The sequence below is a fragment of the Petralouisia muris genome, assembly GCF_004793545.1.
GTDB lineage: Bacteria > Bacillota > Clostridia > Lachnospirales > Lachnospiraceae > Petralouisia > Petralouisia muris.
In genome coordinates, this window is the sequence record NZ_SRYA01000025.1 from 33,704 (window position 1) to 59,371 (window position 25,668).

22 protein-coding genes and 1 pseudogene are annotated in these 25,668 nt (G+C 45.6%); 21 read left to right on the forward strand and 2 right to left on the reverse strand.

Annotation, left to right across the window (positions count from 1 at the left end; genetic code table 11):
• The first annotated feature begins 52 nt into the window (after nucleotides 1–52).
• The 10 genes and pseudogenes from tig (at nucleotide 53) to ytvI (ending at nucleotide 11,494) form a co-directional block, all read left to right on the forward strand.
• Nucleotides 53–1,345 (forward strand): trigger factor, encoded by a 1,293-nt coding sequence (gene tig / locus E5329_RS13415; protein WP_135990032.1) that lies wholly within the window; start codon nucleotides 53–55, stop codon nucleotides 1,343–1,345.
• 24 nt (nucleotides 1,346–1,369) lie between these two features.
• Nucleotides 1,370–2,014 (forward strand): ATP-dependent Clp endopeptidase proteolytic subunit ClpP, encoded by a 645-nt coding sequence (clpP, locus tag E5329_RS13420; protein ID WP_135990033.1) that lies wholly within the window; start codon nucleotides 1,370–1,372, stop codon nucleotides 2,012–2,014.
• Nucleotides 2,015–2,180: 166 nt separating this feature from the next.
• A complete protein-coding gene (gene clpX, locus E5329_RS13425) occupies nucleotides 2,181–3,443 on the forward strand; it encodes an ATP-dependent Clp protease ATP-binding subunit ClpX (protein ID WP_135990034.1) in 1,263 nt (420 codons plus the stop codon).
• Nucleotides 3,444–3,454: 11 nt separating this feature from the next.
• Nucleotides 3,455–5,797 carry an endopeptidase La gene (gene lon, locus E5329_RS13430; protein ID WP_135990035.1) on the forward strand — a complete coding sequence of 781 codons (2,343 nt, stop codon included), beginning with the start codon at nucleotides 3,455–3,457 and terminating at the stop codon, nucleotides 5,795–5,797.
• A pseudogene (gene yihA / locus E5329_RS13435) lies at nucleotides 5,787–6,386 on the forward strand (ribosome biogenesis GTP-binding protein YihA/YsxC); the annotation flags it as partial. The gene lon and the pseudogene yihA, both read left to right, overlap by 11 nt.
• A gap of 241 nt (nucleotides 6,387–6,627) precedes the next feature.
• Entirely contained in the window at nucleotides 6,628–7,695 is a 1,068-nt protein-coding gene (locus E5329_RS13440) for a metal ABC transporter substrate-binding protein (RefSeq protein ID WP_135990037.1), read from the forward strand.
• The gene (locus tag E5329_RS13445) at nucleotides 7,692–8,522 is read left to right on the forward strand and encodes a metal ABC transporter ATP-binding protein (RefSeq protein ID WP_135990038.1); all 831 of its coding nucleotides are present in this window, start codon (nucleotides 7,692–7,694) and stop codon (nucleotides 8,520–8,522) included. The genes E5329_RS13440 and E5329_RS13445 overlap by 4 nt, the downstream gene beginning before the upstream one ends.
• On the forward strand, nucleotides 8,523–9,335 hold the full coding sequence (locus E5329_RS13450; protein ID WP_135990039.1) for a metal ABC transporter permease: 813 nt from the start codon (nucleotides 8,523–8,525) through the stop codon (nucleotides 9,333–9,335). It abuts the gene before it with no gap.
• A 207-nt stretch (nucleotides 9,336–9,542) separates the two neighbouring features.
• Nucleotides 9,543–10,292 carry a peptidylprolyl isomerase gene (locus E5329_RS13455; RefSeq protein ID WP_135990040.1) on the forward strand — a complete coding sequence of 250 codons (750 nt, stop codon included), beginning with the start codon at nucleotides 9,543–9,545 and terminating at the stop codon, nucleotides 10,290–10,292.
• Between the two features lie 80 nt (nucleotides 10,293–10,372).
• Nucleotides 10,373–11,494, forward strand: a complete 1,122-nt coding sequence (gene ytvI / locus E5329_RS13460) for a sporulation integral membrane protein YtvI (RefSeq protein ID WP_135990041.1) — start codon at nucleotides 10,373–10,375, stop codon at nucleotides 11,492–11,494.
• An 89-nt stretch (nucleotides 11,495–11,583) separates the two neighbouring features.
• Here the strand turns inward: ytvI and E5329_RS13465 are convergent, their stop codons facing one another.
• Nucleotides 11,584–12,927, reverse strand: a complete 1,344-nt coding sequence (locus tag E5329_RS13465; protein ID WP_135990042.1) for a polysaccharide biosynthesis protein — start codon at nucleotides 12,925–12,927, stop codon at nucleotides 11,584–11,586.
• Nucleotides 12,928–13,158: 231 nt separating this feature from the next.
• Here E5329_RS13465 and E5329_RS13470 point away from each other — a divergent pair, with 231 nt between their 5' ends.
• The 7 genes from E5329_RS13470 to E5329_RS30700 all read left to right on the forward strand — a co-directional run bounded on the left by E5329_RS13470 (nucleotide 13,159) and on the right by E5329_RS30700 (nucleotide 17,292).
• Nucleotides 13,159–13,608 (forward strand): RrF2 family transcriptional regulator, encoded by a 450-nt coding sequence (locus E5329_RS13470; RefSeq protein ID WP_135990043.1) that lies wholly within the window; start codon nucleotides 13,159–13,161, stop codon nucleotides 13,606–13,608.
• A 2-nt stretch (nucleotides 13,609–13,610) separates the two neighbouring features.
• Nucleotides 13,611–14,795, forward strand: a complete 1,185-nt coding sequence (gene nifS, locus E5329_RS13475; RefSeq protein WP_135990044.1) for a cysteine desulfurase NifS — start codon at nucleotides 13,611–13,613, stop codon at nucleotides 14,793–14,795.
• Nucleotides 14,796–14,879: 84 nt separating this feature from the next.
• Nucleotides 14,880–15,317, forward strand: coding sequence for a Fe-S cluster assembly scaffold protein NifU (nifU, locus tag E5329_RS13480; RefSeq protein ID WP_135990045.1), 438 nt, complete (start codon nucleotides 14,880–14,882; stop codon nucleotides 15,315–15,317).
• A gap of 77 nt (nucleotides 15,318–15,394) precedes the next feature.
• Nucleotides 15,395–16,474 carry a tRNA 2-thiouridine(34) synthase MnmA gene (gene mnmA / locus E5329_RS13485; RefSeq protein WP_135990046.1) on the forward strand — a complete coding sequence of 360 codons (1,080 nt, stop codon included), beginning with the start codon at nucleotides 15,395–15,397 and terminating at the stop codon, nucleotides 16,472–16,474.
• A gap of 207 nt (nucleotides 16,475–16,681) precedes the next feature.
• Nucleotides 16,682–16,828 (forward strand): hypothetical protein, encoded by a 147-nt coding sequence (locus E5329_RS29760; RefSeq protein WP_168356621.1) that lies wholly within the window; start codon nucleotides 16,682–16,684, stop codon nucleotides 16,826–16,828.
• 50 nt (nucleotides 16,829–16,878) lie between these two features.
• Complete coding sequence (locus E5329_RS30695; RefSeq protein ID WP_275443248.1) at nucleotides 16,879–17,019, forward strand: response regulator; 141 nt, start codon at nucleotides 16,879–16,881, stop codon at nucleotides 17,017–17,019.
• 138 nt (nucleotides 17,020–17,157) lie between these two features.
• A complete protein-coding gene (locus E5329_RS30700; protein ID WP_275443250.1) occupies nucleotides 17,158–17,292 on the forward strand; it encodes a hypothetical protein in 135 nt (44 codons plus the stop codon).
• A gap of 145 nt (nucleotides 17,293–17,437) precedes the next feature.
• Here the strand turns inward: E5329_RS30700 and E5329_RS13500 are convergent, their stop codons facing one another.
• Nucleotides 17,438–18,676, reverse strand: coding sequence for a helix-turn-helix domain-containing protein (locus E5329_RS13500; protein ID WP_135990047.1), 1,239 nt, complete (start codon nucleotides 18,674–18,676; stop codon nucleotides 17,438–17,440).
• Between the two features lie 413 nt (nucleotides 18,677–19,089).
• On the opposite strand from E5329_RS13500, the gene E5329_RS13505 reads away from it, so the two are divergent.
• From E5329_RS13505 to E5329_RS13520, 4 genes are all read left to right on the forward strand, one after another.
• Nucleotides 19,090–21,357, forward strand: a complete 2,268-nt coding sequence (locus E5329_RS13505; RefSeq protein WP_135990048.1) for a glycoside hydrolase family 2 protein — start codon at nucleotides 19,090–19,092, stop codon at nucleotides 21,355–21,357.
• A 144-nt stretch (nucleotides 21,358–21,501) separates the two neighbouring features.
• Nucleotides 21,502–22,899, forward strand: a complete 1,398-nt coding sequence (locus E5329_RS13510; RefSeq protein WP_135990049.1) for an MFS transporter — start codon at nucleotides 21,502–21,504, stop codon at nucleotides 22,897–22,899.
• Between the two features lie 10 nt (nucleotides 22,900–22,909).
• Nucleotides 22,910–23,758 carry an HAD family hydrolase gene (locus tag E5329_RS13515; protein ID WP_135990050.1) on the forward strand — a complete coding sequence of 283 codons (849 nt, stop codon included), beginning with the start codon at nucleotides 22,910–22,912 and terminating at the stop codon, nucleotides 23,756–23,758.
• A gap of 137 nt (nucleotides 23,759–23,895) precedes the next feature.
• On the forward strand, nucleotides 23,896–25,668 hold the full coding sequence (locus E5329_RS13520; RefSeq protein WP_135990051.1) for a glycoside hydrolase family 3 protein: 1,773 nt from the start codon (nucleotides 23,896–23,898) through the stop codon (nucleotides 25,666–25,668).

Consider the following 25,668-nt stretch of genomic DNA (forward strand, 5'->3'; position numbering starts at 1 on the left):
ATAGAAGATATTATAAGGATTACGACATATATTTAAGGAGGAAATAATAGGAATGAGCGTACAGGTAGAAAATTTGGAAAAGAATATGGCAAAACTTACCATAGAGGTTCCGGCAGAAGAGCTGGAGAAGGCAATCCAGGCGGCATATTTGAAATTAAAGGGAAGAATCAGCCTTCCGGGATTCCGCAAGGGCAAGGTGCCAAGACATATGGTTGAGAAAATGTATGGCGTGGAAATTTTTTATGATGACGCCGTAAATGACCTTATTTCCAAAGAATATCCAAAGGCTGCAAAGGAATCCGGCCTGGAGATTGTTTCACGTCCCTCTGTTGATGTGGAACAGCTTGAGAAAGGGAAGAACTTTATTTTCATTGCGGAGGTTGCTGTGAAGCCGGAAGTGACTCTTGGAAAATACCTGGGCGTTGCCGTGAAGAAAACGGATTGTTCCGTGACAGAAGAGGAAGTTACTGCAGAGATAGAAAAAGAAAGAGAAAGCAATGCAAGAATGATTACTGTGGAGGATCGTCCGGTGGAAGAGGGAGATACAGCAGTCATTGATTATGAAGGTTATGCAGACGGCGCAGCATTTGAAGGAGGAAAAGGGGAGAACCATTCTCTGGTGATCGGTTCCCATACCTTTATTGATACCTTTGAAGAACAGTTGATTGGCAAACATACCGGAGATGACGTGACGGTTAATGTTACATTCCCGGAAGAATATCATGCGCCGGAGCTGGCAGGCAAGCCGGCAATGTTTAAGGTTAAGATTAATGAAATTAAGACAAAAGAACTTCCGGAGCTGGATGATGAATTTGCACAGGATGTCTCAGAATTTGATACACTTGCAGAATACCGGGAAAGCGTTCAGAAGAAGCTGACAGAGCGTAAGGAAAATGAAGCAAAACGCACAAAAGAGGATGAAGCAATCCAGAAGATTGTGGAAGATGCACAGATGGAGATTCCGGATGCTATGGTGGATACCCAGGTGGATACCATGATAGATGATTTTGCAAACAGAATCGCACAGCAGGGCATGACTTTTGAACAATATATGCAGTTTACAGGAATGACACAAGACAAATTGGCAGAACAGATGCGTCCGGATGCATTAAAACGGATTCAGTCCGGACTGGTGTTAGAAGCAGTTGCCAAGGCAGAAAATATCGAAGTGTCGGAAGAAGATGTCAATGCAGAAATTGACAACATGGCAGAGATGTATGGCATGGAAGCAGATAAGCTGAAAGAGTACATGGGTGACAGTGAAAAAGAATCTATGAAGAAAGATCTGGCAATCCAGAAAGCAGTGGATTTGATTGTAGAGAAAGCAGAAGAGCAGGCAGAATAAGCGGAACATTGGCAGGGTTTGCAGATGGCTGGGAAGGCCGCTGATCCTGCATCCGGGGATTTAGAAAATAAGGAGGAAAATAGAATGAGTTTAGTGCCTTATGTCGTGGAGCAAACCAGCAGAGGTGAGCGGTCTTACGATATTTATTCCAGACTGCTGAAGGACAGGATTATTTTTCTGGGAGAAGAGGTCAATGAAGTTACCGCCGGATTGGTAGTGGCGCAGCTTTTGTTTCTGGAATCTGAAGATCCGGGAAAAGATATTCATTTGTATATTAACTCTCCGGGCGGGGTGGTAACCGCCGGACTTGCAATTTATGACACCATGAATTATATTAAATGTGATGTGGAGACCATCTGTATTGGATTGGCGGCAAGCATGGGAGCATTTTTGCTTGCAGGAGGAACCAAAGGAAAGCGTTTTGCCCTTCCGAATGCAGAGATTATGATTCATCAGCCCTCTGGTGGAGCAAAAGGCCAGGCAACAGACATTCAGATTGTTGCAGATAATATTCAGAAGACGAAACACAGATTGAATACAATCTTATCTGAGAATACAGGGAAGCCATATGAAGTAATCGCAGCAGATACCGAACGCGATAATTATATGTCTGCGGAGGAAGCGAAAGAGTATGGCCTGATTGATGGTGTAATTACAAACAGAAAGTAGAATGAGGGGGACAGCGCGCTTTTTGCCACTGTCCCCTATGTGGATGTTGTACCCGAGAGTATACTTATTGGAAAATGCTTTGCCGTTATTCTTGAAAGAATGGGATTTTGTTGGCGAAGCATATGGCTTACGGGTATAATAATAAATGGAATAATGGGGTGAAGAAATGGCTGGAAGATTGGATGATAGAATCCGCTGTTCTTTTTGCGGAAAGACAGACGGGCAGGTTCGTAAATTAATTGCAGGACCCAACGGCGCATATATTTGTGACGAATGCGTGGATATTTGTGCAGAGATTATCGAAGAAGAATTATTGGAAGAGGAGGAACCGATGCCCCGGCAGGAAGAGGTGGAAGAGATTAATCTTCTGAAACCGGTGGAGCTAAAAGCGTTCCTGGACGAATATGTCATTGGGCAGGAGGAGGCCAAAAAGGTTCTTTCTGTTGCCGTGTACAATCATTATAAGAGAATTTTAGCGCCGCCCAATCTGGGGGTGGAGCTGCAGAAAAGCAATATCCTGATGCTTGGGCCTACCGGGTGCGGAAAGACACTGCTGGCTCAGACACTTGCGCGTATTTTGAATGTGCCTTTTGCCATTGCAGACGCAACAGCCCTGACAGAGGCAGGTTACGTAGGAGAAGATGTGGAGAATATTCTGCTTAAGATTATTCAGGCTGCAGAATATGATATTGAACGGGCCCAGAGAGGCATTATCTATATTGATGAAATTGATAAGATTACCAGAAAATCTGAGAATCCCTCGATTACCAGGGATGTATCCGGAGAAGGCGTACAGCAGGCTCTTTTAAAGATTTTGGAAGGGACAGTTGCAAGTGTTCCGCCTCAGGGAGGGAGAAAGCATCCTCAGCAGGAATTGATTCAGATTGACACTACTAATATTCTGTTTATCTGCGGCGGAGCTTTTGAAGGCCTGGATAAGATTGTAGAGAACAGAATGGATCAGAAGTCGCTGGGATTCAATGCGGAAATTGCAGATAAAAGAGAGAAAGATCAGGGGGTTATTTTGAAGCAGGCGTTACCCCAGGATTTTGTAAAGTTTGGGCTGATTCCGGAGTTTGTAGGGCGTGTGCCGGTGACGGTTTCCCTGGATGCACTGGATAAGGATGCTTTGGTGCGGATCTTAAAAGAGCCGAGAAATTCCCTGATCCGGCAGTATGAGGCGCTGTTTGAACTGGACGGCGTATTGCTTACTTTTGAAGAAGATGCAATAGAAGCAATTGCTGAGAAAACTTTAAAACGGAAAACAGGAGCCAGAGGGCTCCGGGCGATTGTGGAGAAGGTGCTGATGGATTTGATGTACCGTGTGCCTTCAGACGAATCAATTACCCATTGTAATATTACAAAGGCAGCCGTTGAAAATGAGCGGGCAGTGGAAGTTGCGTTTGGCAGTGAAAGCAAGTCTGCCTGAGGAGAGATAAAATGAAGGAAGAGAACAAAAATATTCCAGCAGTGGCACTACGGGGAATGACCATACTCCCCGGTATGGTGGCACATTTTGACGTGAGCAGAAGCAGATCGATCCATGCAGTAGAGGCTGCCATGATGAAGGATCAGACGGTGTTTCTGGTGACTCAGAAAAATGTTGAGAAAGAAGATCCGGAATTAGAGGATTTATACAGCATTGGTATTATTGCGGTTATTAAGCAGGTAATTAAATTACAGAATAATGTGGTCAGAGTATTGGTAGAGGGAGAAACCCGCGCCCGTCTGAGTGAAATGGAATGGGGAGAATATCTGATTGCAGAGGTGGAGCCCCTGCAAAGAGAAGAAGAGATGCTTCCGGCAGAGATTCAGGCAGCTATGATACGGGGGATTCAGGAAACGTTTACCCGTTATTGTCTGATGAATCCAAAACATGGAAAAGAGCTTGCAAGACAGATGGTGGAGATTTCGGATCTGGAGAAGCTGCTGGATTATATCGGGAATAATCTGTCGGTGGGCTTTGAAGAAAAGCAGAAGATTCTGGAAGCAGGGACCGTGCAGGAACGGTATGAGACTTTGATGATTATCCTTCTCAATGAGATTAATATTATACAGATTAAAACAGAGTTTCAGACCAAAGTGAAAGAAAAGGTTGATAAGAATCAGAAAGAATATATTCTGCGTGAGCAGATGAAGCTGATCCGGGAAGAGCTGGGAGAGGACAACACCGTATCTGAGGCGGACCATTATCTGGAAGAATGCGAAAAGCTGGAAGCGGATGAGGAAGTAAAGGAAAAACTGGAAAAAGAGATTGAGCGTTTTAAGAATGTTTCTCTGAACTCGTCAGAAAGTGCGGTGATTCGCGGATATATTGAAACCATTCTGGAACTTCCCTGGAACAAAGCTTCCAAAGACAATAAGAATCTGGAGGATGCAGAACGGATTTTGGATGAAGACCATTACGGGATGGAAAAGGTGAAAGAGCGTATGCTGGAATTTCTGGCTGTGCGGAATCTGACGAAGAAGGGAGACAGCCCTATTATTTGTCTGGTGGGGCCTCCCGGCACAGGCAAAACCAGTATTGCCAAATCTGTTGCCAGGGCTTTGGATAAGAAATATGTGAGAATCAGTCTGGGCGGCGTGCGGGATGAGGCAGAAATCCGGGGACATCGGAAAACTTATGTAGGAGCTATGCCAGGCCGGATTGCCAATGGACTGAAAAACGCCGGAGTCCGCAATCCTTTGATGCTGTTGGATGAAATTGATAAAATCAGCAGCGATTATAAAGGGGATACGGCTTCTGCTCTGTTAGAAGTGTTAGACAGTGAGCAGAACAGCAAGTTCCGGGATCACTATGTAGAATTGCCCTTGGATTTATCAGAAGTGCTTTTTATCGCCACAGCCAATTCCCTGCAGACCATTCCAAGACCGCTGTTGGATCGTATGGAAATTATCGAGGTCAGCAGCTATACGGAAAATGAAAAGGCTCATATTGCCAGGGAACATCTGATTGCCAAGCAGATGGAGAAAAACGGCCTGCAAGAAGGCCAGTTGTCTATCAGCAATCATGCTCTGGAAAAGCTAATCCGGGGTTATACCAGAGAAGCAGGCGTCCGCAACCTAGAGCGCAAAATCGGAGAAATATGCAGAAAAGCTGCCCGGGAAATTTACCAGAAGAATAAAAAAATGGTTAAAATAACGGAAATCAGTTTGGAAAAATTACTTGGAAAAGAAAAATATAATTTTGATTTAATAAATGAAACGGATGAAATTGGAATTGTTCGGGGACTGGCCTGGACCAGTGTAGGCGGAGATACCCTGCAGATTGAGGTGAATATTATGCCGGGCAAGGGAGAATTCCAGCTTACCGGCCAGTTGGGAGATGTGATGAAAGAATCCGCGAAGGCAGGCATCAGCTATATCCGTTCTGTCAGTGAGAAATATCAAATTGACAAAGAATTTTTCCAGGAATGGGACATTCATATTCATATTCCGGAAGGAGCAGTGCCCAAAGACGGGCCTTCTGCCGGAATTACTATGGCTACCGCTATGCTTTCTGCCATTACCAAGCGGAAGGTCCGCAAGGACGTTGCCATGACGGGAGAGATTACGCTGCGGGGCCGGGTGCTGCCCATCGGCGGTTTGAAAGAGAAGATTCTTGCAGCCAAAAATGCAGGAATCAAGACCATATGCGTGCCGAAGAAGAATGAACCGGATGTAAGCGAGATTGCCCAGGAAATTAAAAAAGGGCTGGAAATCGTGTTTGTGGAAAGTATGGAACAGGTGTTGGATGTGGCCTTGGCAGAGGAAATGGACAGAGGAGAGGAACATGATTATTAAATCAGTGGAACTGGAGACGGTATGCGGAATTACCAGTAAGCTTCCGGATACAGATAAGCCGGAAGTGGCTTTTGCCGGGAAATCCAACGTAGGGAAATCCTCCCTGATTAACGGACTGATGAATCGGAAGGCTCTGGCTAGGACCTCAGCCCAGCCGGGAAAAACTCAGACTATCAATTATTACAACATTAATAACTGCATGTATCTGGTGGATCTGCCAGGATACGGATATGCGAAAATAACCCTCCGGGAGAAAGAAAAATGGGGGAAGATGATTGAGAATTACCTGCATGCCTCCAGGCAGCTAAGGGCAGTTTTTTTATTGATTGATATCCGCCATGAACCCTCCGATAACGATCGGCAGATGTATGACTGGATTGTTTATCAGGGGTTTGAGCCGATTATTATTGCAACAAAATCAGATAAAATCAGTTCCAGACAGCTGCCGAACCATATCAAGATGATTCAGGAAGGGCTGAACTTAAAAAGCGGCACTCCGCTGTTTCCCTATTCTGCACTGACAAAACAGGGGAAAGAGGAAATCTGGGAATTTATGGATGAATTACTGGGATTTTCTGAGAAAAAAGAAGAATCTACGGAAGAAATGCCGGGGTTTTATGAGAAAAAGGAAGAATCTGCCAAAGAAATACCAGAATTTTCAGAGAAAAAAGGTTCTTTAGCGGATGAACGGTATGCCGCTGGGAAGGATGGGGATACTCCGGTAAGAAAACCCAGAAGAAAAGCCGCTGATCTCCCGAAGAAATTAATGAAAAAGAAGAAAGCGAAAAAAGCTGGGATAAAGAAAAAGTCTGCGAAATCGGGAGGAAAGCGTGAAAAGAAATAAATATCGGTTTGTATGTTGCATGCTGCTTGCCATTGCTTTGGCAAGCGGTATTTTTACGAAAGCGTATCTGCATCTGAAAGAGGGCGGCAGAGACGGAGAGGAAATTAAGATTGTCACCTCTTTCTATCCTGTTTATATTGCCGCGAAAAATGTAGTGGGAAATTGTGAAGGAGTAGTTCTGGAAAATCTAAGCGAGCCACAGACGGGATGCATGCATGACTATCAGCTTACGCCGCAGGATATGATTGAATTATCTAAGGCAGATTTATTTTTAGTAAACGGCGGCGGAATTGAAGGATTTCTGGAAGAAGTAGGAGTGGCGTATCCTGAACTTGCAATCCGTAAGATTACAGATGGGATTGCCCTGATGGAGGATTCTGCGCATTTAGAGGAAGAGATGCATCCGGAAGAGAATCCTCACCAGGGAGAGAGTTATCAGTTAGAAGAGAGTCACGATCATGGCAAAGAGAATGCCCATGGCTGGATGGACACCCGAATCTATGCAGAGATGGTAAAGAATATTGCGAATTCTATCAGTGAGGCAGATCCTGCCCATAAAGAAATTTATCAGGAAAATGCGGCGGATTACTGTGAAAAAGTGGAGGAGCTTACCAGACAGATTGAGGAAGTCAAGGCGGAGATTGCAGAGGGAGCCAATGTGGTGATTTTCCATGAAGCTTATGAATACACGACAAAACAATATGGCCTGAATGCTGTATATTGCCTGGATTTGGATGAAGAACGGCAGGTCAGCGCAGGGGAAGTGGCAGATTTGCTGGAGGAAATGGAGAAGAATCAGGTCTCCCTTGTGCTGGCTGAGGAATTGTATGGGAAAGATATGGGGGAAACGGTGGAACAAGAGACAGGATGCCAGGTTTGCTATCTGGATACCCTGGTGCGGGGGGAGGATAAGGCAGACAGTTATTTGACAGCCATGCAGAAGAATATTGATTTGTTAAGGCAGGCATTGGGGAATGAAAAGGTTCTGGTGAAAAAGCCGGAAAGAGTCAGCGCTCATAGGGCGGGTTATAGAATTCAGGAGGCGGGAAGATGAGGAAAATGATAAAACCCTGTGGTCTTCACTGTATTAAGGTAAAGCATCTTGGAGTGGAATTGGGGCAGCAGATCATTCTGGAGGATATTAACCTGCATATTCACTGCGGCAGCTTAAATGCAGTGGTGGGCCGGAACGGAGCGGGAAAATCCACATTAATTCGTGCGATTTTAGGAGAAATGGCTCATACAGGAACCATTGAATTCAAGGATCGGGAAAATGGAAGAATCCAGAAACTAAAAATCGGCTATGTGCCTCAGACTTTGAATATTGAGAAGCAGACTCCCGTCAGCGTCTATGATATGATTGCTTCCTACCATAGTAATGTTCCAGTATTTCTGATGAAAAGCAGGAAAATGAAGGAACAGATTCTGGAATGCTTGAAAATATTTGAAGCGGATAATTTATTAAATCAGCAGGTGTGTAACCTGTCCGGCGGAGAATTGCAGAGGGTGCTGCTTTCTATGGCTATTATGGATTCTCCCAACCTGCTTTTGCTGGATGAGCCGGTATCCGGGATTGACCAGAATGGAATGGAACTTTTTTATAAGACCATTTATCATCTCAAGGAACATTATGATCTGGCAATTATATTGATTTCCCATGATCTGGATTATGTGAAGCGGTATGCAGATAAGGTAATACTTCTGGACAAGACTATTTTACGGCAGGGAACCGTGAAAGAGGTATTTGAGAGTGAAGCGTTTGCAGAAGTATTCCAGGTAAGACCAAAAGGATCCGTAAGGGAGTTGGGAATACTTTCGGAAAGACTAAATAGCTCTGGGAAAGACATAGATAATTTTCAACAGAGAAAGGAGGAAAGGTAGATGGAAATTTTCTCCTGGCTGCAATATGATTTTATGAAATATGCTTTTTTGGCGGTTTTGATTATTACCCCTTTGTTTGGATTGATGGGAACCATGATTGTCAATCGGAAAATGGCGTTTTTTTCAGATGCATTAGGCCATTCTGCATTGACGGGAATTGCGGTAGGGGTAGTGTTTGGCGTGGAAAATACCAATCTTTCCATGGTTGTGTTTGCAATTATATTTGCTTTGCTGCTCAATCAAATCAGCAGCCGTGTGGCGGCTTCCACCGATACTGTGATCTCTGTGTTCTCTTCCTTCAGTATTGCACTGGGACTGGCAATTTTGTCCAGAGGCGGGAATTTCAGCAGATATTCCAGTATCCTGGTAGGAGATATCTTAAGCATTACACCTGAGGAAATATTATATCTTGCTTTTATTTTTGCTGTTACATTTGTGTTTTGGCTGCTTGGATTTAATAAGCTGTTGGCTGTGAGCTTGAATCGGACGTTGGCGAAAAGCCGTCGCATTTCCGCGGCCTGGATGGAAAATCTCTTTGCGGTGTTGACTGCGTTGATTGTAATGGTGTCCATTAAATGGGTGGGGATTTTAATTATCAACGCTCTGCTGATTCTTCCGGCAGCTTCTGCCCGGAATATTTCTGAACATATGCGGGAGTATCATTTCTTTTCTGTTTTGTTTTCTGTATTTTCCGGCGTGCTGGGGCTGGTGGTTTCCTATTATGTAAATGTGGCTACGGGGCCGGCCATTGTGATTCTTGCTTCTGTGATTTATTTTGTGACTTACGTGTGGGGAAGGAAGAACAATCTCTAGGCCGGAATCGGCCGGTTCTAGCTGCTTTGTGACAAGGAATTTTCCCTGCCTTTACGAATGGATGGTTTTGTGGTAAAATGCCCATAGGAATTGGAAGATAGATTTTGAGTGCGGCAGTAAAGGCAGTGCCAGAAAAAGTGTTTCCACTGTATTTTCATAAAGATAAAATTTAAATATATAGAAAGGAAGCGCAAAAGCGCAGAGAACATGAGTGAGAAGATTTTAGCAGTAGCAGCAGGACATGAGATTACAGAGCAGGAGCTGAATAACCTGATCAGCAACTATCCGCCGGAGCAGCAGATTTACATGTCCAGTCCCCAGGCAAAACAGCAGGCGTTAGAGCAATTAATCGCCTTCCATCTGTTTCACAAAATGGCGGTAGAAGAAGGAATTACGAAATCCCAGGAATATGAGGAAATGGTGGAAAAGTTAAAGGTAGAATTAGCCAGCCATATGGCAGCCACCAGCGTGGTGGAAGGAATCAAAATCAGCGAAGAAGAAGAAAAGAAATTTTATGAGGATCATCCGGAGACTTCTCAGGAAAAGGCGCAGGTCAGTGCAAAGCATATACTGGTAGAGACGAAGGAAGAAGCGCAGAAAGTTGCAAAAGAGCTGGAACAGGGTCTTGGCTTTGAAGAAGCGGCCGGGAAATATTCTACCTGCCCTTCCAAGGACAAGGGCGGAGATCTGGGGTATTTTACCAGGGGACAGATGGTGCCGGAATTTGAAAAAGCAGCTTTTGAGGGAGAGATCGGGACAATCATCGGACCTGTGGAGACGCAGTTTGGATTCCATTTGATTTTGGTGGAGGATAAGAAGGAAGCCAGTGTCCGACCTTTTGAAGAAGTGCAGGCGAAGATCCATCAGCAGTTAATCCAGGGCAGACAGCAGGAAGCCTATGATGCGAAAGTGAAAGAATTAGAAGCGGCTTATGGGGTAGAGCGTAAGGAATTGTAGAAAGTGGGAGCAGATGCTTACAGATTCCCTGCTGGTCGTTTCTGAAATGCGGGGAATCACAGGAAACAAGGAGTGGTAGCGTGAAGCAATCTACAAAATATTTAAAGATACTGGTAAACCTGCTGGTGGCATTATTTACCATTGTGTGTCTTTGTTTTATTTTTCCAAGATTACTTGTATTTTTTATGCCTTTTGTGATTGGGTGGATTATTTCCATGATTGCCAATCCGCTGGTGCGCTTTTTAGAAAAAAGGGTGAAGATTGTAAGAAAACACGGCTCTATGATGATTATTATCGGCGTTTTAGCGGCAGTAATCGGATTGGGATACTTAGGCGTTTCCCGGCTGGTGGTGGAGACAGGGAATTTAATTACCAATCTTCCACAGATGTATGCCAATCTTCAGGAGGATTTTGAAGAAATCGGTGAAAATCTGGAAGTGTTTTACAACCGCCTTCCCAAGGACACCCAGGAAAATCTGGAGGAGATCGGTGCGGAGCTGACGGGATATCTGGGCGGTATGGTTCAGGCGATCGGAGAGCCGACTTTTGATGCGGCAGGGAACTTTGTTAAGAATGTGCCGGGAACGCTGATTGCTATTATTATGAGCCTTCTTTCCGCATACTTTTTTACTGCGGAACGGGATGGGATTCTGGCAGAATTGAAAAAAGCAGCGCCTTCCGGCGTTTGGAACCGGGTGGCAGACGTGATCAATGATTTGAAACGGGTGGTGGGAGGCTATTTCAAAGCCCAGTTTAAAATTATGGGAGTGGTCTATGTGCTGCTGATTATCGGGCTTTTTATTTTGAAAGTAGACTATGTGCTGCTGGTGGCTTTTTTGATAGCGTTTCTTGATATGCTGCCTTTTTTCGGAACAGGAACAGTATTAGGCCCCTGGGCAGTAATCAAGGTGCTTTCAGGGGATTACCGGATGGCTATTGGCCTGATCATACTTTATGCCATAACCCAGATTGTGCGGCAGGTGATTCAGCCCAAAATTGTAGGGGATACTATTGGCATGAATCCTCTGGCAACGCTGATTTTTATGTATATAGGCTACAGAATCAGCAGTATTGTGGGAATGATTATTGCGGTGCCGCTGGGCATGATTTTAATTAATTTATATCAGGCCGGCGTGTTTGAAAATCAGATTCGGTGTGTCAGGGAGCTTGTGAATGACATAAACGAATTCCGGAAATTTTAGGGAATTTGGGAATTCGTTTTGAAGCGTGTTTGAAGTATTGCATCCTGCAAGGGGCGTTTGCAGGAATGACGCTTCAAACACGCTCTTTATTATTTGTGGGTATGCTTTTTCAGAAGCAAAAGCAACGCGCCGGCGGCCATTACCGCCTGGCTGATTAAAAGTCCCCACAGATATCCTTTGATTCCGGCAAGAGGAATGATAAACAGGACAAAACCAATGCGGATTCCAAGCCCTGTCACATTCAGGAAGAAGGTGGAGGTGGTTTTCCCAAGTCCGTTTAAAATACTGTGCAGGGTAGTGGACAAGTATAAAAAGGGACAAATCCAGCCTAAAATCACAATAAAGGTGCCGGCAAGTTCATTTCCGAAAAGGAACTGCCCCATGAAACGGCCCAGAAACAGAAACAGCATCGTGCATCCGAACCCCAGAGTAAGACTGTAGAAACAGGTTCTTTTGATCAGTGTCAGGATGTAACGGTGTTCTTTTTTTTCCTGAGCCTCTGCAATGGCGGGAAGCAGCATGACGGAAACGGAGTTGGTAAGCACGGAGGGAAACAGCACCATAGGCAGAGCCATGCCCGTGAGAATGCCGTATACGCTTAAGGATTCAGAGCTGGTATAGCCGTATTGTCTGAGCTGCCCCGGAATCATAACGGCTTCCATGCTTTGCAGAATATTTACCAGAACCCGGTTGGCGCTTAAGGGAAGGGACATGAAAAAAATCTGCTTTACGGCCAGAAGGCGGCTGCCACGGTTCTTTTTCCTGCGCAGAAAACTGATGGAAAACAGGGCTGCGGCCACTTCTCCTGCTACCATGCCCCAGGTGATCAGATTCAGGGAAATGGCATTGTGCTTTTCCATGGAGATTTCAAAGAAAAGCCATACGCTGGCAACCCGTACCGCTTGTTCTAAAAGCTGTGAAACGGCGGGGACGAAGGTTTTCTTCAGGCCGTAAAAATAACCGTTGATACAGGCGTGGATGGCGCCGAATGGTATGGTAAAGGACAGGATCTGAAGAAGGGTAGCGCATCTTGGCTCTTCCAGAAAGATCACGGCAATCCAGTCGGCAAACCGGTATAGAAAAGCCATACAACCAAAGGAAAGAGACAAAGACAGGATCAGCCCTGCAGTCAGATAACATTTTTCATTGCAGAAGGATTTCCCTCTGCCCGGAGCGGAACCGGGATTGTCAGCGGCAATGACAGCCTGTGCCACAAACCGGGAGATGGCGGTTTGAATGGCGGAGGAGGTCAAAGAAATAGTGAGTACATGGATAGGAAAGGTAAGCTGGTAAATTCCCATTCCTTCTGCACCAATTCGCTGGGAGAGGAATATTCTAAAGAAGAAGCCAATCAGCCGGGAAAGCAGTCCCGCCAGGGTTAAGAGCAGCGTACCGGTAATCAGAGGGTGGCTGCGCAGAGAGTTTAATTTCATAAAGTCACCAGAATTCCATTGAAGATTATTATCAGTGTATGTGGAAACGGGAACCATAATACATAAAAAAATAAACTTGACAGCAGAATAAAATCATGGTACTATGCGATTGTAATAAATCCTGACTAAAGTACTCGGAATTTAAGGCAGAAGTAACCTGCGATAAGGCTTGGGTGTTTTTGCATTGTCTATGTCAGGTGAAAATGCAGCATTTCTGATAGAGGTGACAGAGTGAAATTATCTACAAAGGGAAAATATGGGCTGCGGGCCTTTATTGATCTGGCAGTCTGCGGGGAAGAAGGGCCGGTTTCATTAAACAGCATTGCACTGCGCCAGGAAATATCCGTCAGCTACCTGGAACAATTGATGGCAAAGCTGAAAAAAGCAGGGCTCGTTAAAAGTGTCCGGGGCGTGAACGGCGGCTATCGGGTGGCAAAGCCGGTGGAGGAAATTTCCGTGGGCGATGTGCTGCGGGCGTTGGAGGGAGATTTAACGCCGGTGGAATGTGCAGGGATTGACGGCAGCGGGGAAGCTTCCTGCAGCGGTTCCTCCCAATGCGTAAGTAAAATAGTCTGGAAACGGATCAACGACAGCATCAATGACACGGTAAACAGCATTTATATCGGAGAACTGGTAAGAGAAAGTAAAAAGCAGACGGAGAATTCTAAGACAGAGGTGTAAATATGGGAAAAATGATTTATCTGGATAATGCAGCAACTACGAAAACAGCGCCGGAAGTAGTGGAAGCCATGCTTCCGTATTTTTCGGAATTTTATGGAAATGCTTCTACCGTGTATGAATTCGGCGGAAAAAGCAAAGAAGCGGTATCTTTGGCAAGGGAAATAATTGCAAATGCCATCGGCGCCAAAGAAAATGAGATTTATTTTACCGCTGGGGGAAGCGAATCGGACAACTGGGCCATCAAAGCTACGGCAGAAGCCTATAAAGATAAGGGAAAGCATATCATTACCAGTAAGATTGAGCATCACGCAGTGCTGCATACCTGTCAGTGGTTAGAGCAGAATGGATTTGAGGTTACTTACCTGGATGTGGATGAGTTCGGCGTGGTAAAATTAGAAGAATTGAAGAAAGCCATACGGCCGGATACGATTCTGATTTCTATTATGTTTGCCAATAATGAAATCGGAACCATAGAACCGGTGGCGGAAATCGGGGAGATTGCCAGGGAACACGGCATTTTATTCCATACAGATGCAGTACAGGCATTCGGGCAGATTCCCATTAATGTAGATGAACTGAATATCGATATGTTAAGCAGCAGCGGCCACAAATTAAACGGTCCCAAAGGAATAGGATTTTTGTACATCCGCAAGGGTGTGAAAATTCGTTCTTTTGTCCATGGGGGCGCTCAGGAACGAAAACGTCGGGCAGGAACCGAGAACGTTCCGGGGATTGTGGGATTTGGAAAGGCCGTAGAGCTTGCCCTGGCCAATATGGAGGAACGCACGGCCAGGGAACGGGAACTGAGAGATTATATGATGGAGCGTATCTTGAAGGAAATTCCTTTCAGCCGGATTAACGGTCACAGAACCAACCGTCTCCCTAATAATGTAAATATTTGTTTTCAGTTTGTAGAGGGGGAATCCCTGCTGATTATGCTGGACATGAAAGGGATCTGCGGATCTTCCGGATCTGCCTGCACTTCCGGTTCCCTGGACCCTTCTCACGTGCTGTTAGCCATCGGGCTTCCTCATGAGATTGCCCATGGTTCCCTGCGCCTTACCCTGGGGGAAGATACGGTCAAAGAGGATATTGATGATACGGTGGATGCAGTGAAAGAGATTGTCACCCAGCTTCGGGAAATGTCTCCGCTGTATGAAGACTATATGAAAAAGAACAGCCATTAGAAAAAAGTGCTGCAAAAGTTATGCAATGCAGAAACAGAGCGTTGCGAAAGCGTTTTGATACGGAAAGAATCTGGAGGAAGAACAATGTATAGTGAAAAAGTTATGGATCATTTTAAGAATCCTAGAAACGTAGGAGAAATCGAGAACGCCAGCGGCGTGGGAACAGTAGGAAACGCCAAGTGCGGCGATATTATGCGTATTTTTCTGGATATTGATGATAACGGAATTATTCAGGATGTCAAATTCAAAACCTTTGGTTGCGGTGCGGCAGTTGCCACCAGCTCCATGGCAACAGAACTGGTAAAGGGCAAAACGATCCAGGAAGCGCTGCAGGTAACCAATAAGGCTGTGATGGAGGCGCTGGATGGACTGCCGCCGGTGAAGGTGCACTGCTCCCTGTTGGCAGAAGAAGCCATTCATGCCGCCCTTTGGGATTATGCAGAGAAAAATGGCATTCAGATCGAAGGGCTGGAGAAACCCAAGAATGATATTAGTGAGGAAGAAGAGGAAGAGGATTATTAAATTCTGCTTAAAGTTTTTGAGTTAAACTTGGGAACAGAAAATATCAGCGGAGAAGAAGAGGATTATCAGAATCATTTATGAAGAAAGAAAAAGTGGTAGTGGGGATGTCCGGCGGCGTGGATTCCTCCGTGGCAGCATGGCTGCTGAAGGAGCAGGGGTATGAGGTCATCGGCGTCACCATGCAGATTTGGCAGGATGAGGAAGAACAGATCCAGGAGGAACAGGGGGGATGCTGTGGTCTGTCAGCAGTGGACGATGCGAGACGTGTAGCTGCAATGCTGGATATTCCTTACTATGTCATGAATTTCAAATCAGAATTTAAGAAAAATGTTATGGACTATTTTGTGGCGGAATATTTACAGGGCCGTACGCCCAATCCCTGTATTGCATGTAACCGCTATGTGAAATGGGAAGCCTTGTTAAAGCGCAGTATGGAGATTGGAGCAGATTATATTGCTACCGGACATTATGCCAGAATCCGTCAGTTATCCAACGGAAGATATACGCTGCAGAAATCTGCCACGGAAGCGAAGGATCAAACCTACGCCTTGTATAATTTGACCCAGTTTCAGCTTGCCCATACGCTGATGCCGGTGGGGGATTATACAAAGGAGGAAATTCGGGTCATGGCAGAGCGGATCGGCCTACGGACGGCGCATAAGCCGGACAGCCAGGAAATCTGCTTTATTCCTGATAAAGATTATGCAGGATTTATAGAACGGGAGAGGGGACAGGATGTGCCTTTGCCGGGAAATTTTGTATCAGGCGACGGCAAAGTATTAGGACGGCACAAAGGAATTACCCATTATACCATTGGACAGCGCAAGGGCCTTGGCATTGCCATGGGGTATCCGGTGTTTGTGACAGAAATCCGTCCGGATACCAATGAGGTGGTGCTTGGCAGTAATGAAGAGGTTTTTGGAGATATTCTGTATTGTAACAAATTGAATTTTATGTCTGTTCCAGATTTGGATGACGAAATGGAGGTTGTAGCCAAAATCCGTTACAATCACAGGGGAGCGTCCTGCCGGATTCGGAAAGTGGAGGAAGATCAGGCAGAGTGCCGGTTTTCGGAACCAGTAAGGGCCATTACCCCTGGACAGGCTGTAGTCTTCTATCATGGAGAGCTTGTAGTGGGCGGCGGGACGATTTTGTAATTTGTCAGATCTTGTTGCTAACATAAGCAGGAAATTGCGGAACAATAAAGATGCAGATGTCAGTGGATTTCGGTTAAAGGAGGAGTAGTGGAATGGGTAGGAATTATGTTCTCGCATTGAAGGAAAAAATCTGCATTTGGAACAGGCATTGGTAGATTATTTGGAGGTTCCTGTGTTTTTCTCTGCAGAGATGAGCAACAGTATTATGTGGCATTGTGCACGGATATAGATGAATTAAATTATATTGTGGTTCAGACGCCGTCATCTGCGGTTTACAATCTGCTGCATGGGAAAATTCCTATGAGGAATGTTATTTTAAAGAAAAAGAAGTATTGGAGTGTGGTTTCCGGTTAGGAAATTACAATGGATATCGTGACGGAGCATGTCTGGAAAAGCAGATTTTGATGGAAGGTTATGATATGGAAATTGCCAGGCGCACGGGGCGTCCTCAGGAGATTTTAGAGGCCATGCAGTCCTCTCCCAGGCGGGGAATCTATTTTCTGGACATGGAATTAAAGGGGGAACCCATGGATGGAGCAGGATGAGATCCAAAGCCTCCACTCCTGCGAACCTACGTTGGAAAATGTGTTTTTGCAGGTGACGGGAAGTTCTTTGAATGTGTGATTGTAAAGGCGTTTAAAAATGGAAAATATCAATAAATTAGCGGCAGTAGCCAAGATCAAATGGCTCAGTATCAGCCGCAATGGAGCGATTATGTGATAAAGCCGCTGGATATATCAGTGATGGCTGGGGAATTTATTATCAGTGTACTGGCGTTTTTAATTCTGTATAAAAGGAATGGATATGAGAAAGGGTAAAAAGCAAATAGAAACCTTTGAATGGTCCTGTTAAAAAAGACCGCTGCAGAGAAAATATTTGACTGCAGCGGATTTTTTCGAATTTGTTTCTCTATATTTGTGTTTCTGTTAGCGATAAATCCTGGGTATACCTTTCATTCGTTGTTTATGTTTCATGCAGTCCCCCATCCCTGCCTGCTTGTTCCCGATAAACTTTTGGCGTACATCCCGTCCGCTTCTTGAACATCCGGCTGAAATAATAAACATCGGGAATTCCGGATTTTTCTGCAATGATTTTAATGGGAAGCTCCGTAGCCACCAGAAGTTTTTTCGCCTGTTCCACCCGTTGGCGGTTGACATAATCTGTAAGAGGAATCCCCACTTCCCGTTTAAACAGGGTGGAAAGATAACTGGCATTCACATTCAGAAGTTCTGCCATGGCGTTCAGGCTTAAATCAGAGGTCAGGTCTGTGCTGACATAAGTTATAATTTTCTGGGTGAGCAGAGAGTAGTCCTTCAGGGTATATTCACGCACCATGCGGCAGTAGTTTCGTACAAACTGCAGTTGGACGAGGCTGCACTGCTCCTTGCTGGAAGCCTGCTCAATTAATTTCACATTCTGGTTGGAATGGGTGTCAATGTGGATGGGATGGACGCCGGCCTGCTCCACAGTTTTGCGAAGTAATGTATTAAAAGCGATGGCGTAGTCTTTGTTGTCCCGCAGGCTGCTGGGCAGCCGGTAGGGCAGGTTGCGCCCGCTCAGCTTGGATATGATGTTTATAGCCTTGGATTCATTGCCGCTGGCTACGGCGTCTAGAATCTGCGCTTCAATAGCGTATCGTTCTTCGATCATACGGATATTCATCCGGGAATCCTCCATATTGCTGTAATGGACATAAGTTTCATACCAACTGTCTATATCATGAAAATCATTCAATATAATTTCATATTTGTTTTCCCCGAAAATATAATTTCCCAGAGTAAAAAAAATATTGTTGTAAACCGTTGGCGAGGGAAAGGAGGTCAGCCGCAGGTAAAATCCCTGTAGTACCGGTTGTTGATTTTCTGGAATTTTCATTTTCCGAAACACTTCCTCCAGTCTTGCAGGTGACATTTCCTCAAACAGCACAGGGCCGCAGATCATGAGTTTCGAGCTGTCCGGAATACGGAAAATGGTATAGGTGCAATGGAGGGTGTCTCTGAGATAATAAATGGTATTTGGTTTAATTTGCTGCAAATACGTCTTTATAAACTCATGGTCATGGTTTTCCAGAATTGTGGCGCGCAGCCCGAAGTCCAGCCAGGAATAATCCTCACAGGGCAGGGTAATGCAGTTTACTGGAATTGTATTATTTTTTAATAAATCCTGTACAAAGGATAATAAGATCTGTTCTATTTTTCTCAACCTCTTTCTCTGTGGATAGTTCTGTGGATGCAGTTTGGAAAGTCTGGATGTAAATATGCTCCCCCTTTCTTTTATACCGTGAGTCAAATGAATTGCCAATGGATTCCTGCTATGTTAGGAGGAATCCATTGACAAATTAATTACACTCTCAGGTATCATTCCCCTTTCATACAAGAAATCGAAAAATTTTTATTTATTTTTGCACATTTTTCAGGTGAAATCAACGCAAAATAAAAATAATGCAAAAAATACTAAAAATCGTATCTCGCAAAATAAAGGCAATATATGTAGGATTGTACTTGTACATAACTGACAAAGTATGACAAAAAAATGCCATGCGAATTGTGTAAAGTGACGTATAATTACAAATCCATATGGAAAGATATTGTAGAAAATAAAGAAGGAGGAAAGATATGAGAAACATTATTAACCTGAATGCAGGATGGAAATTTTCTAAAGAAAATGAAAAACTGCCGGAATCTATGCCCAATGGCTGGCAGGATGTGGATCTGCCCCATACCTGGAATGCGGTGGACGGTCATGACGGAAACGGAAGCTATGACAGAGGGTGCTATTGGTACGCCAAAACCTTTGAGACCCCGGCGCAGCCTTTAAAGGGAGGCCGTATTTTCCTTGAAATCCTGGCGGCAGGGCAGCAGGCTACAGTCTATGTCAATGGAAAGGGAGAATATTATCACGAGGGCGGTTATTCGATTTTCCGGGCAGATATTACAGAAGCCTGCAAGGAAGAAGGAGAAAATCTTCTGACCATTGCCTGCAGTAATGAGAATAAGAGCAGCGTCTATCCCCAGTCTGCAGATTTTACCTTTTATGGCGGACTTTACCGGGGCGTAAACTTAATCAGCGTGCCGGAGGCCCATTTCGATTTGGAGCACTGGGGCAGCAGCGGATTTATGGTGACCGCCGTTCCCTGTGACTGCGGCGGGGCGAAATTTAAGCTGGAGTCATGGCCGGTGCATGCGGATGAGAATTTTACCGTGTTATACAGCATTCAGGATGCATGCGGAAAAGAAGTTGCTAATGCAGTGCGTCCGGCAGACAGCACGGCAGTGGAGGTTTATGTGCCGGATGTTACTTTGTGGGATTGTGACAATCCTTATCTGTATACGGTAACGGCAACGCTGCAGAGGCGGAATGAAGCTTATGATGAAGTTTCTGTCCGGGCAGGCGTCCGCAGCTTTTCCTGTGATCCGGACAAAGGATTTATTTTAAACGGAATCCCCACTCCTTTAAGGGGTGTTAGCCGTCATCAGGACATGCTCTATAAAGGAAACGCCCTGACCAAAGAAGATCATTACAACGATGCAAAAATCATCAAGGAATTGGGCGCAAATACCATCCGCCTGGCCCATTATCAGCATTCCCAGGATTTTTACGACGCCTGTGATGAACTGGGATTTGTAGTGTGGGCGGAAATTCCCTTTATCAGTGTAATGAATGAAGATCCGGCAGCGCACCAGAACTGCATTACCCAGTTGAAGGAGCTGGTGCTTCAGAATTACAACCATCCCAGCATTTGCTTCTGGGGCATTTCCAATGAGATTCTGATTGGGGGGATTTCAGAACAATTGGTAGAAAACCATAAGGAACTGAATGCATTGTGTAAAAAATTAGATCCTACTCGTCTGACCACCATTGCCCATGTGTCCATGACCCCCATAGACAGCCCGGTTCATGGGATTACAGATGTGGAAAGCTACAACCATTATTTTGGCTGGTATGGCGGAAAAATGGAGGACAACGGGCCCTGGTTTGACAATTTCCACAAAGAGCATCCGGAGATTTCGATAGGAGTATCTGAGTACGGCTGCGAAGGAATCATCACCTACCATGGACCGAATCCGGCCTGCAAGGATTACAGCGAGGAGTATCAGGCCCTTTACCATGAACATATGGCAAAAGTGTTGGATGAGCGTCCCTGGCTTTGGTCCAGCCATGTATGGAATATGTTTGATTTCGGGTGCGCAGCCAGAAATGAGGGCGGCGTAGCCGGAAGGAATAACAAGGGATTGGTTACCATGGACCGGAAAACGAAGAAGGACAGCTATTATGTTTACAAGGCATACTGGAACAAAGAGCCTATGGTTCATCTCTGTGGCAGGCGGTATGCACAGCGGGCAGGGGAAACTACAGAAATCCGCGTGTACTCCAATCAGCCTGCGGTTTCTCTGTTTGTGAACGGAGAACTGGAAAGCGTAAAAACTGCAGACAAGGTATTCGTATTTCACGTTGCGCTGAGAGATGGCTTCAATAACATCCTTGCAGTGGCTGGGAAATGCAAAGACAGCATGACCATTGAAAAAGTGGAAAAAGAGCCGGATATTTATGTATTGCCAGAAGTGAATGAACGGGCGGAAGGAGTGGCTAACTGGTTTAAGCTGGTGGGGGATTTAGATTTAAAAGCTCCCATGGAATTCCCGGAAGGCAAGTACAGTGTGCGCTGCACCATGGAGGAAATCTCTAAATCAGAAAAAGCCATGGCTGTAACTGCAAAAGCCATTAAGCTGGCCACAAACTTTGACCTGGCTCCGGGCGTAGGGATGTGGGATATGATGAAATCCATGAAGCCAGAGGATATGACAAAAATGGCAGGCTCCATGATGCCGGATGGGTTTGTGGAAAGCCTGAACGCCCAGCTGATTCAGATTGACAAGGAATAATATATGAAGAAATAACAAATACTCTCTGGTACAGCGTTGAATGAATTTAAAATAGAGCCTTTGCCCTCAAGGACGGCGCTTACAACGCAGTACTGGAGCAGTAAATACGAAAAATAGAAGTGCAGAAATGAGAGAGGAGAAATTATGGGAACAGATTCTAATTCTTCGGTTCAGCCTTTTGGCATAAAGGACAAGCTTGGTTATATGTTCGGTGATTTCGGGAATGATTTTACATTTATTTTATCTTCCAGTTTTATGCTGAAATTCTATACAGACGTTATGGGCATCAGTTCCGGCGTTGTAGGTACCCTGATGATGGCGGCGCGTTTTATTGATGCATTTACGGACGTCACCATGGGGCAGATTGTGGACCGTTCCAAACCAACTAAGGATGGGAAGTTCCGTCCCTGGATTAAACGGATGTGCGGTCCGGTGGCAATTGCTTCGTTTTTGATTTATCAGTCAGCATTTGCAAATATGGCGTATGGGTTCAAGGTGTTCTGGATGGTTGTTACCTACATACTGTGGGGCTCCATTTTTTATACATCCATTAACATTCCTTATGGTTCCATGGCATCTGCTATTTCTCCAGATCCCAAAGACCGGGCTCAGTTGTCCACCTGGAGATCCATTGGCGGCACACTGGCAGGCTTGGTGATTGGCGTTGGAACCCCGTTGTTTGCATATGAAACCGTCAATGGCAATACTGTGCTTTCTGGTCCTCGTATGACCGTGATTGCAGGCATATTTGGCGTATTGGCTATTATTTGTTACCTGTTTTGTTTTAAGCTGGTACGGGAACGTGTGGAAGTTCCAGCCAATAATCAGAAGCTGGACATTGCAAGATTATTCAAGAGCCTTGTCACCAACCGTTCCTTATTGGGAATTATTGCAGCGGCAATTGCATTGCTTCTGGCAATGCTGACCATGCAGGGGATGGCAGGGTTTGTATTCCCCAATTTCTATGGAAGCGCTGAGGCGCAGTCGCTTTCTTCCCTGACCGGAACGATAGTAATGCTGGCGATTTGTGCGCCGCTGGCAGTAAAGCTTTCAACGAAATTCGGAAAAAAGGAGCTTTCCACAGTATCCTGCTTGGCTGCGGCAGTGGTATATTTGGCGTGTTTGATAATCCATCCGGCAAATCCTTATGTCTATGTGGCGTTTTACACGGTTGCATATATCGGGCTGGGATTTTTCAATATGATAATCTGGGCTATGATTACAGATGTTATTGACGATTCAGAAGTGAAAAACGGTATCCGGGAAGACGGCACTATTTATGCAGTATATTCTTTTGCAAGAAAAATTGGCCAGGCTTTGTCTTCTGGATTGACGGGAGCGCTCCTTTCTATGATTGGTTATACCCAGGCAACTGCTTTTGACCCGGATGTAACAGAGGGGATCTTTAAATTGTCCTGTATTGCGCCTCTTGTGGGATTTGTCCTGGTTGCTCTTTGCTTGTGGTTTATCTATCCTCTGAACAAAAAGCGGGTGGAAGAGAACGTTGCAGAACTGGCGCGCCGGCATAAAGCGCAAGGATAAGGAGAACGCTATGGCAGATAAATTTTTAGCGTATACAAAGCGCAATGATTTTCTGGTCTGTGTGGACAGCGACGGCTGTGCCATGGACACCATGGATATCAAGCATTTCCGGTGTTTCGGCCCATGCATGGTGACGGAGTGGGGATTGGAAGAGTGGCAGGAAGAAATCTTAAACCGTTGGAATGAAATCAATCTCTATACCATGACCCGGGGAATCAATCGTTTCAGGGGACTGGCAAAAGCGTTGGCTGAGATACAGGAAAAATACTGCGGGATTGAGGATTTGGAAAGGCTGGTGCGCTGGGTGGATGAGACGCCTGAACTATCCAATGACGCACTGGAACGAGAGATTTCTAAGGGGGAAAGTGTCTGCCTTAAGAAAGCCCTTTCCTGGAGCCGTGCAGTGAATCAGTCTGTGGAACGGCTTCCGGAAGAGGAAAAACGTCCCTTTGAAGGGGTAGGGGAGGCGTTAAAGAAAGCATGGAGAGATTCTGACATTGCTGTGGTATCCAGCGCCAATCCTGGGGCTGTGCTGGAAGAATGGGATATCCACGGGCTTTTGGAATATACGGATGTGGTGCTTGCCCAGGATTCCGGAAGTAAGGCATTTTGTATTGGAGAGCTGCTGAAGCGTGGGTATCAGCCGGAGCATGTGCTGATGTGTGGAGACGCTCCGGGTGATTTGGAAGCGGCGAAAAAGAACGGTGTGTATTTTTACCCAATTTTGGTGCGCAGGGAAGCAGAAAGCTGGAAGGAATTCCGGGAAGTTGGATTAAAGCATTTTCTGGAAGGCTCTTACGGCGGTCAGTACCAGGAGGAGAAGGAAAAGCAATTCCTTGCAAATCTCGGGGAAAAATAAAATTGCGATTGGAAAAATGAAATATCAGGCGTCCCAGAGCGTGTTTGGAAAATAATGCTTTTTCAAACACGCTCTGGGGGCAGGACAAGAGGGAGAAATGCCCCTGGGCGTATCTGATATCCAGAGGAGGAAGAATTATGGTAGATATGAAAGCGAAGCCGTTTTACCTGTCAGATGAGGATTGTAAATGGGTGGAAGATACGATTGCAAATATGACAGTGGATGAAAAAATCGGTCAGTTATTTTTCAATATGGGTTCCAGCCGCACTGAGGATTATCTGAAAATGACAGTGAAGGATTATCACATCGGCGGCATCCGCTACAATCCTGGAACTGCAGATGAAATCTATGAACAGAACCGGATTTTACAGGAAAACAGCAAAATTCCGCTGATTATTGCCTGCAACACGGAAAACGGCGGAGACGGAGCCTGTACCGATGGAACCACCATCGGAAATCAGACGAAAATCGCTGCCACCGGGAATGCAGACTATGCGTATCAGCTGGGTTATATGTCCAATAAGGAAGCGGCAGCCATTGGCTGCAATCTGTCCTTTGCGCCGGTCAGCGACATTCTTTATAACTGGGAAAATCCAGTGATTGGCCTGCGCACTTATGGAAACGATCCGGAGCGGGTGGCAGTAATGGCAAAAGCATATATGGAAGGGGCTCATGCCAATCCAGGGTTTTGCTGCGCAGCCAAGCATTTTCCAGGAGACGGCCTGGATTTCAGGGATCAGCATGTGGCAAACAGCGTGAACTCTATGAGCTGTGAAGAGTGGGATAAGACCTTCGGGCTGGTATACCAGATATTGATAGACAACGGGTTAGAAGCGATTATGGCAGGACATATTATGCAGCCGGCTTATGCCCGCCATTTTAATCCGGCTCTGTCGGATGATGAGATGATGCCTGCAACTTTGTCCCCGGAACTGATTCAGGGACTGCTTCGGCAGAAGCTGGGCTTTAACGGAATGGTGCTGACGGACGCTTCCCATATGGTGGGGCTGACCTGCCGCATGAAGCGCAGCGACGTGCTTCCGGCTGCTATTGCCGCAGGCGTTGACATGTTCTTGTTCTTTAATGAAATGGAAGAAGATTTCGCCAGCATGAAGCAGGGATATCTGGACGGCAGGATTACTGAGGAACGCCTGGATGACGCCCTCCACAGGATTCTTGCGCTGAAAGCCCATATGGGACTTCACAAAAAGGTGAAAACAGAACTGATGCCGCCCAAAGAGCAGGTACATGAGATTGTGGGATGCCAGGCTCATAAGGAGATGCAGAAAGAGATTTCTGATAAGTCCATTACCCTGGTAAAATATAAAGATAAAGATGTGCTTCCTATTACGCCGGAACGATATAAGAGGATCATGATTGTGTATGTGAAGGGCTTGTCTGCGCCAGGCTTGGGAGCCTTATTTGGGGCAAAAAAATCACCGGCAGAGACGCTGAAAGACAAGCTCTGCGCCCAGGGATTTGACGCTTTTATCTATGAAAGCCCCATCGAACAGATGCAAAAGAAAATGCAGGCCGGGGAAAAACCAGACCTTAATATGTATTTTGCCGGAAAAACTCCCATCAAAGAATTCCGGGAAAAGCAGGATTTGATTATCACCCTGGTGGACATTCCGGGAGGTTTCCAGCCTGTGGCCCGCCCTGCATTCGGCATGACAAAAGGCGGCGGGGAAATTCCCTGGTATGTATTTGAACTTCCGGTAGTAGTGATCGGCGTTCAGCATCCTTTTGTGCTGGCAGACATTCCCCAGGCCAGAACGTATATCAATGCATATGACAGCAAGGATGTGACCCTGGATGCACTGGTGGCAAAGCTGATGGCAGGGGAAGAAGCATTTACAGGCAAAGATCCGGTGGATTCTTTCTGCGGGATTTTTGATACACGGATTTAA